The sequence below is a fragment of the Microbacterium sp. NPDC064978 genome, from assembly GCF_044543605.1.
GTDB classification, from domain to species: domain Bacteria; phylum Actinomycetota; class Actinomycetes; order Actinomycetales; family Microbacteriaceae; genus Microbacterium; species Microbacterium meiriae.
In genome coordinates, this window is sequence record NZ_JBITWF010000005.1 from 74,136 (window position 1) to 89,629 (window position 15,494).

The window sequence follows — 15,494 nt, forward strand, 5'->3', positions numbered from 1 at the left end:
GCAGCATGTCTGGCCTGACGTGGCGCGCTCGCCTGCGCAGGAGCATATGAAAACGACACAGCCTCCGACGTAGCGTGTTACACATGCACGCTTCCGTCACCCGGTCTCGCGGTCGCCGCGCCGTCACCGTGATCCTCAGCATCCTCGCCGTCATCGCTCTCGGTATCGGCGGGGTGATCGCATGGCGCCTGCTCGCCCCGGCGCCATCGAACTGGGAAAGCCTTGATGCCACCGACAAGGAGATGCTCACGCAGCTGTCGGAGCAATACGACATCACGGCGACACACGCTGCGGAGATCTGGACGGATGCGTACCGGTACGAGGACCAGCCGCTGGTGCTGCTGCGCACGGACGGGGAGAAGAGCTCCTTCTGGTCGCACGCGATCCTCGTCAACATGAGCGGCGTCACGGACACGTCGGGCATGGCGAAGATCGACGTCCCCGGGGCCTCCCACCTCGATGACGTCCGCATCAGCCGGACGTTCGCCGTCGGGGAATGGCTGCTGTATGCCCCGTCGAACTTCGCTGTCATCGATGTGAGCGACCGGGACGTCCTCGCGTTCAAGTACAACCAGGCGATGCTCGACACCGAGACGACGACCTCTCAGGGCTTCCAGCGCTTCTCCCTGCACGAGAACTTCCACGTCACGAAGCAGGGGCTCGACCCGGAGGCTCCCGGCGCCTGGCCATGGGGAGCCGGTGGGCTCATCCCCGACTACCCGCACACCGAGGCGCAGTACGAGCTGCTGCGTGTCGAGGCGCGGATCGTCGACCGGGTGGAGACGGAGACGGACCCGCAGGCCCTGGCCGTCCTCGCGTCCGACCTCGCCACCGTTCGGATGGCGCGCTACACGACGTGGCCGACCCTGAAGGCGGAGATCGACCTGGAGGCGATCGAGGGGACCGCCACCTACGTCGAGCGGGCCTTCGACAGGGCGCGAGGACTCACCCCGGTGCAGCGGACCTTCACCGATGGCCTCGAAGATCTGATCTCCGATCCCGAGCAGCAGATCGTCCTGGAACGCGACTACTCGTATTTCACCGGTGCCCAGCTCGGACTGCTTCTCGACCGAATCGCCCCGGATTGGAAGACGCAGATCGAGCCCGCTCCCACCGGTTCGGCGTCGACTCCTTTCGCGACGCTGCAGCGCGTGACCGGGGTGACCACTGCGCCCGACGACGCAGAGCTCCGCGCGATCGTGGACCGCTACCTCCCTTAGCTCATGACATCGCGCGACAACAGGCCCCCCTGGGAGGGGACGCCTGTTGTCGCGCGAATGCCTGAGGCGATGCGGGCCGACAGACTCAGTCGAGGACGGCGCGGCAGGTGACGGAGCCCGCCGTCGCGATCTCCTCGTCCGTGCGAAGGACCTCGAGGTTCGCGTCACCCGCGTCCTGCACGATCGCGCACGTCACGGTGGCTCCGGGGTTCTCGATGACGACAGCCGCCTCCTCCCCCTCGGTGACGATGGCCTCGATGGTCATGTCGCCGGCGCGGGCATCGACGACCGTCTCCTCCGTCTCCTTGGTCCCGAACACGAAGCCCTCGGCGAAGGCCGTGTCCTGGTAGCGGATCGTCTCGTCGCCACTCAGACCGTGGAGCTCGTACGTGATGCGGTAGTCGGTCGGCTGGTTGAACAGGTAGTAACCGGCGGCGCCCAGTCCTCCGATGATCGCCAGGCCGGCGGCGATGGAGACTCCCAGGACGATTGGTCTCTTCGTGCTCATACCTCCACGCTGTCACCGGCGCTCTGGTCGCGAATCGGTCGGTCGATGTATGCGCCCCCTCCGCGCGGATGAAGTCCTGGTCATCCGAAAAAACACGGTATGCCCGCACCTCATAGGATGCGCATCGACGGCGCAAAGAAACTCCATCGATCACCTTCCTAGCGTGGAGGGCATGAACACGACTCCCTCTCCCGTCACGAAACGCCTCGCCTGGCTCTCCGGCCTCGTCCTCGCGGGCGGCCTCGTCTTGAGCGGCTGCGCGGCAGCCACGACCGCCGAACCGACGATCTCCGCGTCATCCTCCGCCGCGACCTCGACGGCGGCGTCGACGGACGCCGGGTCGACCGCGGAGACGATCGCCGACACGTCCGCCGCCGCTGCGGCCTTCCTCGCCACGCTGAGCGACGAGCAGAAGAAGGCCGTGTCGTACGACTTCGACGACGAGACGAAGACGACGTCGTGGTCGAACTTCCCGGTGACCTTCGTGCAGAGAGCGGGTCTGAACCTCGCCGACCTGACGGAGGAGCAGCGGACCGCTGCCCTCGCCGTGATGGAGTCTCTCCTCAGCGACGAGGCCTACGCGACCGTCACCGGGATCATGGGCGGCGACGAGTACCTCGCCGAGAACAGCAGCAGTACCGAGGATTCCCTCGGCCAGTACTACGTCGCCATCTTCGGTGATCCCACGGCGACCGACAGCGCCTTCGAGGTGCAGTTCGGCGGACACCACCTCGGCATCAACGCCACGTTGGACGGCGACGCCGACGCGATCACCTTCGCTCCCACGCACCTCGGCGTCCAACCCGCTGTCTACACCGACGAGGACGGCGAGGAGGTGCAGCCGTTCGAGGGGATCTACACGGACGCGTTCGCGTTCTTCGACAGCCTCACCGCCGACCAGCAGGCTACATTGACCTCCGGCGATGTGAGCATGTGCGCACCGGGCGACACCTGCGACTTCGCCACCGGAGCCGGGCTGTCGGGGGGCGACCTCTCCGACGAGCAGCGGGATCTCCTTCTCCAGCTCATCGCCAACTGGGCCGGGATGAGCGACGAGGAGACCACCGCCGCGGCGCTGGCGGAGATCGACAAGACCCTGGACGACACCGTCATCGCCTGGTCCGGGGCGACGGTGTACGACATGACCTCCGGGAACGGCATCGACTTCTCCATCTCCGGGCCGAACGTCTACATCGCCTTCCAGGCACAGCAGGGCTCGGCCGGCGCCGACGTCGACGGTGTGACGACATCGGGCTGGGGACATGTGCACACCATCTACCGCGATCCGACGAACGACTATGCCAACAGTGTCACCCAGCAAGCCTCTGCCGGGATGAGCGGTGGTCCCGGGGGCGGGAGCACTCCCCCCGCATCCTGACGCCCGACGCCCGTACCCGTCCAAGCCGCCACCCGTCAACGGCCTCCTCCACCATCGCGTACACGCGTAGACAGAGGGCATCCGACGAAAGGAGACGACATGTCCAACACGACTCCCCCGATCCCGCCCCTCCCGCCGATCGCGGACGGGGATGGGGACGCCGAAGAGCTCCCCACGCGTGAAGTCGACGGCGAAGAGGTGCTCGACGAGGATGCGGACGACGCCCAGATCGACAGCGCAGAGGCCGACCGCGCCGCTGTCATCGGCGACGACGACTGACCGGGACGCGAGAAAGGGCACCCCTCCTCGCGGAGGGGTGCCCTTTCTCGTGCGGGTTCAGGTGGCCAGCAGCGGCGGGCGAGACGGGATCGCGATGGGGCGCGTGGCTCGGCTCGCGCCCTGCATGCGCTCGACCTCCTCCAGTACCTCGAACGCGGTGCCATACCGGATGGCGAGCGGAAGATCACGCAGCCACGTCACCTCGACCTCGGTGTCCGCGAGCTCGTACACGCAGGCGACGACATGGCGCGGATCGTTCTGGGGATAGCGCAGGTCGTTGATCACCCACTCCGACGGCGTGATGCGGTGAAGCACGAAACGGGGATCAGGAACTTCTGACATCAGTCGGCCCTCCAGGACTCTCTGATGAGGAGCCTCCGATACCCCGCCGGGGAAGGGAAGGGCCTTGACACCCTCGTGATGAGGTGCAGGAGAATGGTCAGATCGGCGTTCAGCCCTGAGGCCGCACCGTGAGATCCGTGAGGTGCGCATCCCGCGGGAGATCGAGAGCGGCGAGGATCGTCGTCGCCACCGCGTCCGGCGTGATGAACCGCGCGGCGTCGTACTCCTGCCCTTCCTGCCGGTGCACGCGCTCCTGCATCGGCGTCGCGGTGCGTCCCGGATAGACCGAGGTCACGCGGACGCCGTGCTCGGCCTCCTCCTGCCGAAGCGCATCCGCGAGGGCCCGCAGACCGTGCTTCGAGGCCGCATAGGCCGACCACCCCGGGCTCGCCCGCAGCCCGGCTCCGGAGTTCACGAACACGACGTGCCCGCGCGAGACGCGCAGGACGGGGAGCAGGAGCCGGGTGAGCTCCGCCGGGGCGACGAGGTTGACCGCGAGCTGCTGTTCCCAGAGCGCCGGGGTGAGGTCCCCCACCGATCCGAGGTCCACGACCCCTGCCGCGTGCACCAGGGAATCGATGCGATCGGGCAGGCTCTGCTTCGACAGGGCCCACGAGAGGCGTCCGGGCTGCGCGAGGTCACCGACCAGCGTCGAGACCCCGGGGAGCTCGTCGGCGATCTGCCTGGCCCGTCCCGCATCGCGCGCGAGCACCACGACGTCGTCGCCGCGCTCCACGAGTCGCCGCGCGAGGACGGCACCGATGCCGGAGCCCGCACCGGTCAGCAGGTGCGTGGCCATGTCAGCGGTTGTCGGCCGGGGTCTCGGCGACCTCGAGGGGGATCACCGGGCAGTCCTTCCACAGGCGCTCCAGGCCGTAGTAGACCCGTTCCTCCTGGTGGAAGACGTGGACGATGAGGTCGCCGAAGTCCAGCAGCACCCACCGCGCCTCGGCGCGCCCCTCCCGGCGCACGCGCTTGTGTCCGGACTCGACGAGACGGTCCTCGATCTCATCGGCGATGGCGGCGACGTTCCGCTCGCTGTTACCGGTCACGAGCAGGAAGATGTCCACGAGCGGCAGCGGCTCGGAGACGTTCAGCGCGACGAGGTCCTCACCGCCCTTGGCCACGGCGGCTTCGGCGGCGATGCGCAGCATCTCTTCGGCGGTTTCGGGTGATTGCATCAGAAGACGTTTCCTGTGAAGGCGATGACCAGGGCAGTGCCCAGGCCCAGCGCGAGGGCGCCCGCGACGATGGCGGCGATCAGCATGAGCCGGTTGCCCTTCTCAGGGGCCGGCGGACGGATCACCTCGCCGGCGGGCTTGATGGTGCTGACCGCGGAGCTCGCGGCGATGGGGGTGGGCGAGGACGCCGGAGGGAGCTCACCGTCGATGAGCACCGCGTCGACCTCCTTGCCGTCCGTGGTGCCGTGGGCGTGGCCCTGCGAGCCGAGGCCCTTCGGCAGCTCGTACGACCCCGTGACGAGGATCTCTCCGGTGGAGGCGACCGGCCCGGAGAGGGAGCCCTCGCCGGGAGACGGCGTGAAGATCAGCGCATTGGGCGCCGAGTGCTGGGTGCCGCCGGAGTCGTTCGACGTGAGCAGCTCATCGAAGGAGGGGCGGAAAGGCGCCGGCTCGGCAGGAGTCTCCTCCTGCAGCACGCCCTGCCCGAACGTCGGGCTCACGGTCGGGCGCTCAGCCTCGTCGACGTCGCGCTCGTCGAGATCGCCGTCGGCGTCCTCGTCGAGGAGGTCCTCGCCACCGGGGCCGTCCTGCTCGGAGACGCCGAGCACGGCGGAGATGTCCTCGGGCTCGGACTCCGGCGCCTCGACGGGCTCTTCGACGAGCGGCACGTCTCCGACCGTGTCGGCGACGTCGGCCGCGCGGACGGGCTCCGCAGCGACCTCGTCGTCGACGACGTCGTCGTCGGACCCATCGGGCTGTGCCAGCACAGCCTCATCGGTCGTGTCGTCCGCCTCCGCGCCGACGGCCGGGACCGCGGCGGTCTTGATCTTCTCCTGCTCGCGTGCCTGACGCCGCGTCAGCGGCGCGGCGTCAGGATCGACGGACGTGTCAGCGACAGGCGCCGAGGGAAGGACGACGGGCTCGGCGGCACGAGGCAGCGGCGGTGCGGGCGTCGCGGCCTCCGCCGCGGCGGCGCTCGCCTGCTCCTCGCTGATGATCGGGGTGGATCCCGTCAACCGGATCTCCCGCAGCTGCTTCCGCGTCAGCGGACCTCGCTGATCCGATGTGCTCATGCCTTGCTCCGATACAGATGATGCTTCGCGATGTACTGGACGACCCCGTCGGGGACGAGGTACCAGACCGGTTGATCGTCACGGACGCGGTCACGACAGTCCGTCGACGAGATCGACAGCGCCGGCACCTCGAGCTGGCTGACGTCGTCGCTCGGGAGGCCGTCGATGCTCAGAACGTGTCCTGGGCGGGAGACCGCGACGAAGTGGGCCAGCTCCCACAGTTCATCATGGTCTCTCCAACTGAGAATTTGCGCCACGGCGTCCGCGCCGCTGATGAAGAACAGCTCGGCGTCCGGCCGCTGCTCCTTGAGGTCGCGGAGGGTGTCGATCGTGTACGTCGGTCCCGCGCGGTCGATGTCCACCCGACTCACCGTGAACTGCGGATTGGACGCCGTCGCGATCACGGTCATCAGATAGCGGTGCTCGCTGGGCGTGACGTCGGCCTTCTGCCACGGACGACCCGTCGGGACGAACACCACCTCGTCGAGATCGAACGAGTGCGCGACCTCGCTGGCGGCGACCAGGTGGCCGTGGTGGATCGGATCGAAGGTTCCGCCCATCACGCCGATGCGCGGTGCGCGCGTGGTCGCGGTGCTCATGAGGGCCTAGTGGCCGTGTCCCGCCTCGTGGTCCTTGCCGTGCTTCGCCGCCCAGGCTTCTGCCTTGGCGGAGTGGCGGTTCGCGACGTTCTTGTACGACAGCGTCACGAAGCCGAGAGCGGCGAACACGATCGCGGCGATGACTCCGAAGATCAGGGTCTCGAGAGCCACGTTGCCGTGGTGCTCGGTCTCTGCGGCGGCCATCGCGATCTGTGCGACGAGGTTCATCCTGACTCCGTTCGTGGCGTGCTGTCTCGGGGGTCCTGTAGGGATACAGCGTCCCCCAGTCTAGCCCTCAGCCGCGCGTCTGACCCGCCCCACGCGCGAGCCACTTCGTACTGGTCAGCTCGGAGAGCCCCATCGGACCGCGCGTGTGCAGCTTCTGCGTCGAGATCCCGACCTCGGCACCGAAGCCGAACTCGGCCCCGTCGGTGAACCGAGTGGACGCGTTCGCCATCACCACCGCCGAATCCACCTCGGCCAGGAACCGCTCCGCGCTGCGGGAATCGGTGGTGACGATGGATTCCGTGTGCCCCGTGCTGTAGCGACGGATGTGGTCGAGCGCGTCGTCGAGGCTGTCGACGACCTTCATCGCGACGTCCAGGCTCAGGTACTCCGTCGCCCAGTCCTCCTCCGTGGCCGGGATGATGTTCGCCACGAGCCCGGCGACCACGTCGTCGCCGTGGATCGCCACCCCCTCGCTCATGAGGGCGCTCGCGACGAGCGGGATCAGGCGCGGCGCCGCCTGCCGGTGGACGAGAATCGTCTCGACCGCATTGCACACGCTGGGGCGCTGCACCTTGGCGTTCACGACGATGTCGCAGGCCCAGTCGTCGGGGGCGCTCTCGTCGAGCAGGATGTGCACGTTCCCGGCGCCCGTCTCGATGACGGGCACGGTCGACTCGGTCACCACCGTCTCGATGAGCCCGGCGCTGCCGCGCGGGACGAGCACGTCGATGAAGCCGCGGCCGTGCATGAGCGCCTTCGCCCCGTCGCGCCCGAAGTCGTCCACGGTCTGGATCGCCTCGGGCGTCACCCCGGCGTCGCCGAGGGCGGAACGCATGACGTCGACGAGCACGGTGTTGGAATGGAGCGCCGCGCTGCCTCCCCGCAGGACGACCGCATTCCCCGAACGCAGCGCGAGGGCGGCGATGTCGACCGTGACGTTGGGACGCGCCTCGTAGATCGCCCCGACCACCCCGAAGGGGACGCGCACCTGCTCCAGAGCCACGCCGTTCGGCATGCGGTGTCCGCCGACCACGCGACCCACCGGATCGGGCAGGGCCGCCACGTCGCGGACGGCCGCGGCGAGGGCGGAGATCCGCTTCTCGTCGAGGCGGAGGCGGTCGATGAGCGACTCGCCGATGCCGTCGTCCCGACCGCGCGCGACGTCACGCTGATTGGCCTCGATGATGCGGGCAGCGTTCTCCTCGAGGGCGACGGCGATGGCGTCGAGCGCCCGTGCCTTGTCGTCGCTCGTGAGGGCGGCGGTCGTCCGCGAGGCCTCCTTGGCCCGCTCCAGGCGCATCTGAGGGGTGAGGTCGGTCATCCGCCCAGTCTAGGAGGTGGCGGGCTCGAACCAGGTCCCGATGTCGGCGCCTGCAAGGGCCTGCGCCACGAGGTCGGCGCTGGTGACCAGGACCCCGATGCCCGAGGCCGCCGCGAGTCGGGCAGCGGAGACCTTCGTGGCCGCTCCCCCGGTGCCGACGCTGTTGACCACGGTCGCACCGAACTCCAGCCCGGAGAGGTCCGCATCGGGGGCGACGACGTCGATGGGTTCGGCGCCGGGATCGCTCGGAGGCCGCGTGTAGAGGGACTCGATGTCGCTGAGCAGGACGAGGGCGTCCGCCTCGATGAGCTGGGCCACGAGGGCGCCGAGCCGGTCGTTGTCGCCGAAGCGGATCTCCTGTGTCGCGACCGTGTCGTTCTCGTTCACGATCGGCAGCGTGCGCAGCCCCAGGAGGCGCTCCATGGCCCGCCGCGCGTTCGAGCGCGACGTCGGGTTCTCGAGGTCTCCGGTCGTGAGCAGCACCTGGCCGGCGACGATGTCGAAGGGGCGCAGAGCCTCCTGGTACCGGTAGACGAGGATGTTCTGGCCGACCGCGGCCGCGGCCTGCTGCGTGGCGAGATCGGTGGGCCGCGCATCCAGACGGAGGAACGGGATGCCGGAGGCGATCGCTCCCGACGACACGAGCACGACCTCGGCCCCGCGGGCGTGCGCCGCCGCCAGCGCCTCGACGATCACCGGGATGCGCCAGGACGACTCGCCGCTGATGGACGATGAGCCCACCTTCACGACGATCCGCGTCGCCGTCGCGAGATCGGCGCGCGTGCGTGCGGTCACGCCTCGTCCTCGCGGTACGTGGCGAGGCGCTCCGCCTCCAACTCCGCGCGCGCCTGCGCCTTGGCGTCCATGCGCTCGTAGTACTTCTCGCGACGCTCGGACGTGGTCCGGCGGGCGTTCGGAGCCAGACGCGGGTCGGTGCCGCGGGGCGCCGACATGAGCTCGGCGGCGGAGCTCATCGTGGGCTCCCAGTCGAAGACGATGCTGTCGCCCTCGCCGATGACGACGGTCGAACCCTGGACGGCGCCGAGGCGGAAGAGCTCGTCCTCGACGCCCAGCTTCTCCAGACGGTCGGCGAGGTAGCCCACGGCCTCCTCGTTCTGGAAGTCGGTCTGCTGCACCCAGCGCACCGGCTTCTCACCGAGGATGCGGTAGACGTTGCCGTACGTGCCGCCCTCGACGCGGATCGTGAACGGCTTCACGGAGCCCTTCGGGCGGATGACGACGCGCTCGCGCGGGGCCTCGACCGCGGTCTCCTTGCGGTGCTTCTCGACGAGCTCGCCGAGGGCGAGGGTGAGCGGGCGCAGCCCCTCGTGCGAGACCGTGGAGATCTCGAAGACCCGGAATCCGCGGGCCTCCAGATCAGGACGCACGAGATCGGCCAGGTCACGGGCCTCCGGCACGTCGACCTTGTTCAGCGCCACGAACTGCGGGCGCTCCAGCAGGGGCGTCTGCCCCTCCGGCACCTCGTACGCGGCGAGTTCGGCGAGGATGACCTCGAGGTCGGAGATCGGGTCACGGTTCGGCTCCAGCGTCGCGCAGTCGAGCACGTGCAGCAGCGCGGAGCAGCGCTCCACGTGCCGCAGGAACTCGAGTCCGAGGCCGCGGCCCTCGCTCGCGCCCTCGATGAGGCCCGGCACGTCGGCGACGGTGTAGCGGAAGTCCTCCACCTGGACGACGCCGAGGTTCGGGTGCAGCGTCGTGAACGGGTAGTCGGCGATCTTCGGCCGCGCGGCCGAGATCGCGCCGATGAGGCTCGACTTCCCGGCGGACGGGTAGCCGACGAGCGCCACGTCCGCGACCGTCTTGAGCTCGAGGACGACATCGCCCTCGAAGCCGGGGGTGCCGAGCAGGGCGAAGCCGGGAGCCTTGCGCTTCGGAGTCGCCAGGGCCGCATTGCCCAGGCCGCCCTGGCCGCCCGCCGCCACGACGAAGCGCTCACCGGGCTCGATCATGTCGATCAGGACGTCGCCGCTCGGGCTCTTGACCACGGTGCCGACCGGGACGGGCAGCTCCAGTGTCTCGCCGTCGAAACCGGAGCGGTGGTCCCCCATGCCCGGTCCGCCGTTGCCAGAGGACCGGTGCGGCGAGTGGTGGTACGACAGCAGCGTGCCGGTCTGCGTGTCGGCGACGAGCACGATGTCGCCGCCGTCGCCGCCGTTGCCGCCGTCGGGGCCACCGAGGGGCTTGAACTTCTCGCGGTGCACCGAGACGCAGCCGTTGCCGCCCTTGCCTGCACGCAGGTGCAGTGTGACGGTGTCGACGAACGTGACCATGTGCGAGTCCTTCGGTGTGCTCGGGGTGCCTGACGGCAGATACGCGGACGGGGCGAGCCGAAGCCCGCCCCGAACCGGATGTTTAGCGTGGTGCTGTGATCACTCAGCAGCGGCGACGATGTTGACGACCTTGCGGCCGCCCTTCGCGCCGAACTCGACCGCACCGGCGGCCAGAGCGAACAGCGTGTCGTCGCCCCCACGGCCGACGTTGGCGCCGGGGTGGAAGTGCGTGCCGCGCTGGCGGACGATGATCTCGCCGGCGAGGACCTGCTGACCGCCGAAGCGCTTCACGCCGAGGCGCTGTGCGTTGGAGTCACGACCGTTACGGGTGGAGCTTGCGCCCTTTTTGTGTGCCATGTCCTGGTCTCCTCGGTCTTACTTGATGCCGGTGATCTTGACGCGCGTGAGCTCCTGGCGGTGGCCCTGACGCTTCTTGTAGCCGGTCTTGTTCTTGTACTTCTGGATGACGATCTTCGGGCCGCGGAGGTTGCCGACGACCTCAGCCGTGACGGTGACCTTCGCCAGCGCGTCGGCGTCGGTGGTCACCGTGGAGCCATCGACGAGCAGCACGGCGGGCAGCTGGATCTCGTCGCCCTGGGCAGCCTGAACACGGTCGAGCTGAACGATGGTGCCGACCTCGACCTTCTCCTGCCGGCCACCGGCGCGCACTACTGCGTAAACCACTTCATACCTGTTTCGTTGGGGAGCACGCGGCTCCGAGAATCTCACGGGAAGACTGTTGCTTGCATGCGTCGCTGGTACGACGGGCGCGAATGCAAGACTCTCCGCTTCGGCCGTCGAGGACGACGCGGCATGCGCACCAAGGGACTACTTTACCGGATGCCGGCTGACCTCGCAAAGTGAGCCGGGTGACGGGGCCGGTCGTAGGCTGACGGAGTGACCGTACTCGTCGACGACCCCCGCTGGCCCGCCCATGGACGCCTGTGGGCGCACCTGGTCAGCGACGACAACCTCGACGAGCTGCACGCCTTCGCGCGCGCACACGGGATCCCCGCCCGGGCCTTCGACCTCGACCACTACGACGTCCCCGAGGACGCCGTCCCCCGGCTCATCGCCGGTGGTGCGCAGCACGTCCCCGGCAAGGAGCTGGTCCGGCGCCTGATCTCCTCAGGCCTCCGGGTCCGCGGACGCGACCGGCGGCGCTGACGCCTCCGAGTTCACCGACACCGGCGTGCCGGAGAGGGCGGCGGTGGTGACCCGGCGCCGTCCACGACCCTGGCCGGGCGCCTTGGGCTCCGGAAGCGCATCCAGCACCGAGTCGAGCAGCTCCTCGGTGGGCGTCTTCGGCCCCTTCCGGTCACCGCGCTTCTTCCGGGCCTTCTTCGGGCGCTCGGAGGCGGGGACGGGCGCGGACTCGGCCGCCGGTGCCTCGGCGGCCGGTTCGCCGGACGGCACGATCGTGGAGGCGGCGATCTGCGCGAGGGCTGACTTCGCCCCCTCGGTGATGCTGTGGGTCACCGGCGGCGCGGCAGGTGCGGAGGTGTTGTTGCCACCGCCGTTGCCGTTGTTGTTGCCGCCGTTCCCGCGCTGACGGCGTCCGCCGTTGCCGTTACCGCCGTTGTTGCCGTTGTTGCTGCCGTTCGCACGGTGCTTCACGACCGGGTCGTGGTGCACGATCACGCCGCGACCGGCACACACCTCGCACGCCTCACTGAAGGTCTCCAGCAGCCCGAGACCGAGCTTCTTGCGTGTCATCTGCACGAGACCGAGCGAGGTGACCTCGGCCACCTGGTGCTTCGTGCGGTCGCGGCTCAGGCACTCGATGAGTCGGCGCAGCACGAGGTCGCGGTTGGACTCCAGCACCATGTCGATGAAGTCGACCACGATGATGCCGCCGATGTCGCGCAGACGCAGCTGGCGGACGATCTCCTCGGCGGCCTCGAGGTTGTTCTTCGTGACCGTCTCCTCGAGGTTGCCGCCGGAGCCGACGAACTTGCCGGTGTTGACGTCGACGACCGTCATGGCCTCGGTGCGGTCGATCACGAGCGAACCGCCGGAGGGCAGCCAGACCTTGCGGTCCAGTGCCTTCTCGATCTGCTCCGTGATGCGGAACGCGTCGAACGGATCGACGTCGTCCTCGTACGCCTCGACACGCTCGAGCAGGTCGGGGGCGACGCTCTCCAGGTACGCCCGGATGGTGCGCTGCGACTCCTCGCCCTGGATGAGCATCTTCGTGAAGTCCTCGTTGAAGACGTCACGGACGATCTTCACGAGCAGATCGGGCTCGGCGTGCAGGAGCGCCGGAGCCTGCTGGCTCTCGACCTGCTTCTGGATGTGCTCCCACTGGGAGGTGAGGCGCTGCACGTCGCGGGTCAGCTGATCCTCGGTCGCCCCCTCCGCGGCCGTTCGCACGATCACGCCGGACGACTCGGGCAGCACCTCCTTGAGGATGCGCTTGAGGCGGGCGCGCTCGTTGTCGGGCAGCTTGCGGCTGATGCCGTTCATGGAACCGCCGGGCACGTACACCAGGTAGCGGCCGGGCAGCGAGATCTGGCTCGTGAGGCGGGCACCCTTGTGACCCACCGGGTCCTTCGTGACCTGGACGAGCACGCGATCGCCCGGCTTCAGAGCGAGCTCGATGCGGCGGGGCTGGTTGCCGGTCTCGACGCCGTCCCAGTCCACCTCGCCCGAGTAGAGCACGGCGTTCCGGCCGCGGCCGATGTCGACGAACGCGGCCTCCATGCTGGGAAGCACGTTCTGCACGCGACCGAGGTAGACGTTGCCGATCAGCGAGGCGTCCTGGTTGCGGGCGACGTAGTGCTCCACGAGCACGCCGTCCTCCAGCACACCGATCTGCGTGCGGCCGTTCTTGGAGCGCACGACCATCTTGCGGTCGACGGACTCGCGGCGCGCGAGGAACTCGGCCTCGGTCACGACCGGACGACGACGGCCGGCGTCACGTCCGTCACGACGGCGCTGCTTCTTGGCCTCGAGGCGCGTCGAGCCCTTGATGGCCTTCGGCTCGGTGATGTACTCGACGACCCGCTGACGCTGCCGCGGCTCTTCCCGCTGCTCGTCGCCCTCGGATCCGCCGCGGCGGCGACGACCGCGGCGACCGGCACCGGGCTCGTCCTGGTCGCGCTCCGGCGCACGGTCGTCACGACCGGGGCGCGCGGGCAGCGGAACGACCTCCGGCGCGTAGAAGTGCAGCTGCGTCGACACCTGCGACACGAACACCTCGGGCAGCAGACCGAGCGACACGGCGGTGACGGCCGCGGGCTTCTCGGGCTCGGCGGGGGTCTTGTCCGCAGGCGCCGCCTCAGCGGAAGCCACGTCCGCGGGGCCTTCGTCCGCGGGAGTTTCCTCGGCGGGAGCCTCCTCCGCGGCAGCCTCCTCGGCAGGGGCCGGCTCAACGGGTCCCTGCTCCGCAGGGGCCTCCTCGACCTGAGCCGCCGCGTCGATCGCGTCTGCGGCGGCCTCGTCTGCGGCAGCGGCGTCCTCGACAGCGGCCGCAGCCGCATCGTCCGCCGCCGCAGCGGCGTCATCGGCCGCCGCGTTCTCGGCAGCGCGGTCGTCCGCCGCGGCCTCCTCCGCCGCGTCGTCCGCGTCCTCCTGATCCCGCGAGGTGTCCTCCGACTCCTCCGCGGCGAGAGCGGTGGGCGCCGTCAGCGGCTCCGCGGCGTTAGCCGGGGCGTCGAGGGCGGGGGCGTTGTTGTCATTGTTCTCATCGGCCATCTCTGGCGTGCTCCCTGGCACGGTCCACTGCGTGTCCCGTGAAATCTCATGCGGCACCCGCGGGTGCTGCGAACTCAATCGGTCTGCGACCGGCTCATGGCTCTGGTCGCGTGGGGCATGGGCCCCGAAGTCTGCTCGACGCGTGTCGCGGCAACGCCGTTCATCGCATCACAGGTCATTATCGCACCACATCGGTCCGATCGCGGCATCTCTCGGTCCCCGACCGTTTTCTCCGGGCGGTTCTCGCCCTTTCCATAGCCGTCGCTGGGATAATCCTGAGCATGAGCGAGCAGCGCACCCGCCCCGTCGTCTATGCCGTGTGGTTGATCATCGCGAGCGTCATCGGCTGGTACGCCGCCTTCCAGCTCACCGTGGAGAAGTTCGCACTGCTGGAGCACCCGAAGGAAGCGCTCGGCTGCGATCTCAGTCCCTTCATCCAGTGCAGCACCAACCTGCAGTCGTGGCAGGGATCGGTGTTCGGATTCCCGAACCCGATCATCGGCCTCACCGGCTGGATGGCGCCGCTCGTCGTCGGCGTCGCGATCCTCGCCGGGGCGCGATTCCCCCGGTGGTTCTGGGCGGCGTTCGGGGCGGGCATCACCTTCGCGTTCGGCCTCGTGTGCTGGCTGATCGCCCAGAGCCTCTACGACCTCTTCGTGCTGTGCCCCTGGTGCATGGTGACCTGGGCGGTGACGATCCCCACCTTCTTCGCGACCATGGTCCACCTCGCCCGCAACGGCACCTTCACGGGCAACGCGAAGGTCCGCGCCACGGCGGACAAGCTCATGCCGTGGGTGCCGCTGGCGACCGTGATCGCGTACGCGCTGATCATCTTCCTGGCGCAGCTGCAGGGCCTCGACTTCCTCGGCGAGATGGCGAAGATCCTCTTCTGAGCGCCTCTCCTCGAACGACGAAGCCCGTCCGCCATTCCGGCGGACGGGCTTCGTCGTGAAGATGGGGTCAGTCGAACCAGATGCCCAGCTCTCGGGCCGCCGACTCGGGGCTGTCCGAGCCGTGCACGAGGTTCTGCTGCACCTTGAGGCCCCAGTCGCGACCGAAGTCGCCGCGGATGGTGCCGGGGGCGGCGGTCGTGGGGTCGGTCGTGCCGGCGAGGGAGCGGAACCCTTCGATGACACGGTTGCCCGCGAGGCGGATCGCCACGGAGGGACCGGACATCATGAACTCGAGAAGGGGCTCGTAGAACGGCTTGCCCTCGTGCTCCGCATAGTGAGCGGCGAGGAGGTCGCGGTCGGGCTCGACGAGGCGGATGTCGACGAGCGCGTAGCCCTTCGCCTCGATGCGGGCGAGGATCGTGCCGGTGAGGCCGCGGGCGACACCGTCCGGCTTGACGAGGACGAGGGTTTCTTCGGTGGCCATG

19 protein-coding genes are annotated in these 15,494 nt (G+C 69.2%); 5 read left to right on the forward strand and 14 right to left on the reverse strand.

Going from position 1 to position 15,494, the window contains the following annotated elements:
• Window positions 1-83 precede the first annotated feature (83 nt).
• Window positions 84-1,220 carry a hypothetical protein gene (locus ACIGJI_RS15850; protein WP_363447223.1) on the forward strand — a complete coding sequence of 379 codons (1,137 nt, stop codon included), beginning with the start codon at window positions 84-86 and terminating at the stop codon, window positions 1,218-1,220.
• An 85-nt stretch (window positions 1,221-1,305) separates the two neighbouring features.
• On the opposite strand, the gene ACIGJI_RS15855 is transcribed toward ACIGJI_RS15850, so the two are convergent.
• Complete coding sequence (locus tag ACIGJI_RS15855) at window positions 1,306-1,728, reverse strand: hypothetical protein (protein WP_315637628.1); 423 nt, start codon at window positions 1,726-1,728, stop codon at window positions 1,306-1,308.
• Between the two features lie 172 nt (window positions 1,729-1,900).
• Between ACIGJI_RS15855 and ACIGJI_RS15860 the strand changes: the two genes are divergently transcribed.
• Together ACIGJI_RS15860 and ACIGJI_RS15865 are read left to right on the forward strand one after the other, a co-directional pair.
• Window positions 1,901-3,106 (forward strand): DUF3500 domain-containing protein, encoded by a 1,206-nt coding sequence (locus ACIGJI_RS15860; protein WP_363447225.1) that lies wholly within the window; start codon window positions 1,901-1,903, stop codon window positions 3,104-3,106.
• 99 nt (window positions 3,107-3,205) lie between these two features.
• Window positions 3,206-3,385 (forward strand): hypothetical protein, encoded by a 180-nt coding sequence (locus tag ACIGJI_RS15865; protein ID WP_187661693.1) that lies wholly within the window; start codon window positions 3,206-3,208, stop codon window positions 3,383-3,385.
• Between the two features lie 57 nt (window positions 3,386-3,442).
• On the opposite strand, the gene ACIGJI_RS15870 is transcribed toward ACIGJI_RS15865, so the two are convergent.
• The 11 genes from ACIGJI_RS15870 to rplU form a co-directional block, all read right to left on the reverse strand.
• Window positions 3,443-3,700: a hypothetical protein gene (locus tag ACIGJI_RS15870; RefSeq protein WP_231919629.1), complete on the reverse strand. Its 258-nt coding sequence runs from the start codon at window positions 3,698-3,700 to the stop codon at window positions 3,443-3,445.
• Between the two features lie 136 nt (window positions 3,701-3,836).
• Window positions 3,837-4,526, reverse strand: a complete 690-nt coding sequence (locus ACIGJI_RS15875) for an SDR family oxidoreductase (protein ID WP_280565565.1) — start codon at window positions 4,524-4,526, stop codon at window positions 3,837-3,839.
• Between the two features lies 1 nt (window position 4,527).
• Entirely contained in the window at window positions 4,528-4,908 is a 381-nt protein-coding gene (rsfS, locus tag ACIGJI_RS15880; RefSeq protein ID WP_187661695.1) for a ribosome silencing factor, read from the reverse strand.
• Window positions 4,908-5,981 carry a hypothetical protein gene (locus ACIGJI_RS15885; RefSeq protein ID WP_363447229.1) on the reverse strand — a complete coding sequence of 358 codons (1,074 nt, stop codon included), beginning with the start codon at window positions 5,979-5,981 and terminating at the stop codon, window positions 4,908-4,910. The genes rsfS and ACIGJI_RS15885 overlap by 1 nt, the downstream gene beginning before the upstream one ends.
• A complete protein-coding gene (nadD, locus tag ACIGJI_RS15890) occupies window positions 5,978-6,580 on the reverse strand; it encodes a nicotinate-nucleotide adenylyltransferase (RefSeq protein ID WP_082749995.1) in 603 nt (200 codons plus the stop codon). Before nadD ends, ACIGJI_RS15885 begins: the two co-directional genes overlap by 4 nt.
• Window positions 6,581-6,586: 6 nt before the next feature.
• The gene (locus tag ACIGJI_RS15895) at window positions 6,587-6,808 is read right to left on the reverse strand and encodes a hypothetical protein (protein WP_187661697.1); all 222 of its coding nucleotides are present in this window, start codon (window positions 6,806-6,808) and stop codon (window positions 6,587-6,589) included.
• A 67-nt stretch (window positions 6,809-6,875) separates the two neighbouring features.
• Window positions 6,876-8,129 (reverse strand): glutamate-5-semialdehyde dehydrogenase, encoded by a 1,254-nt coding sequence (locus tag ACIGJI_RS15900; protein ID WP_363447231.1) that lies wholly within the window; start codon window positions 8,127-8,129, stop codon window positions 6,876-6,878.
• A 9-nt stretch (window positions 8,130-8,138) separates the two neighbouring features.
• The gene (proB, locus tag ACIGJI_RS15905) at window positions 8,139-8,924 is read right to left on the reverse strand and encodes a glutamate 5-kinase (protein ID WP_187661699.1); all 786 of its coding nucleotides are present in this window, start codon (window positions 8,922-8,924) and stop codon (window positions 8,139-8,141) included.
• Window positions 8,921-10,420, reverse strand: coding sequence for a GTPase ObgE (gene obgE / locus ACIGJI_RS15910; RefSeq protein ID WP_280565574.1), 1,500 nt, complete (start codon window positions 10,418-10,420; stop codon window positions 8,921-8,923). The genes proB and obgE overlap by 4 nt, the downstream gene beginning before the upstream one ends.
• A gap of 99 nt (window positions 10,421-10,519) precedes the next feature.
• Window positions 10,520-10,777: a 50S ribosomal protein L27 gene (gene rpmA, locus ACIGJI_RS15915; RefSeq protein WP_025104972.1), complete on the reverse strand. Its 258-nt coding sequence runs from the start codon at window positions 10,775-10,777 to the stop codon at window positions 10,520-10,522.
• An 18-nt stretch (window positions 10,778-10,795) separates the two neighbouring features.
• Complete coding sequence (rplU, locus tag ACIGJI_RS15920; protein WP_187661701.1) at window positions 10,796-11,104, reverse strand: 50S ribosomal protein L21; 309 nt, start codon at window positions 11,102-11,104, stop codon at window positions 10,796-10,798.
• 213 nt (window positions 11,105-11,317) lie between these two features.
• On the opposite strand from rplU, the gene ACIGJI_RS15925 reads away from it, so the two are divergent.
• Entirely contained in the window at window positions 11,318-11,587 is a 270-nt protein-coding gene (locus ACIGJI_RS15925) for a DUF4031 domain-containing protein (protein ID WP_363447234.1), read from the forward strand.
• Here the strand turns inward: ACIGJI_RS15925 and ACIGJI_RS15930 are convergent.
• Window positions 11,549-14,116 (reverse strand): Rne/Rng family ribonuclease, encoded by a 2,568-nt coding sequence (locus tag ACIGJI_RS15930; RefSeq protein ID WP_363447236.1) that lies wholly within the window; start codon window positions 14,114-14,116, stop codon window positions 11,549-11,551. The two genes, ACIGJI_RS15925 and ACIGJI_RS15930, sit on opposite strands and share 39 nt — an antisense overlap.
• Before the next feature lie 281 nt (window positions 14,117-14,397).
• Here ACIGJI_RS15930 and ACIGJI_RS15935 point away from each other — a divergent pair, with 281 nt between their 5' ends.
• Window positions 14,398-15,009 (forward strand): vitamin K epoxide reductase family protein, encoded by a 612-nt coding sequence (locus tag ACIGJI_RS15935; RefSeq protein ID WP_363447239.1) that lies wholly within the window; start codon window positions 14,398-14,400, stop codon window positions 15,007-15,009.
• A 67-nt stretch (window positions 15,010-15,076) separates the two neighbouring features.
• Here the strand turns inward: ACIGJI_RS15935 and ndk are convergent, their stop codons facing one another.
• Complete coding sequence (gene ndk / locus ACIGJI_RS15940; protein ID WP_071329548.1) at window positions 15,077-15,493, reverse strand: nucleoside-diphosphate kinase; 417 nt, start codon at window positions 15,491-15,493, stop codon at window positions 15,077-15,079.
• Between the last annotated feature and the right edge of the window lies 1 nt (window position 15,494).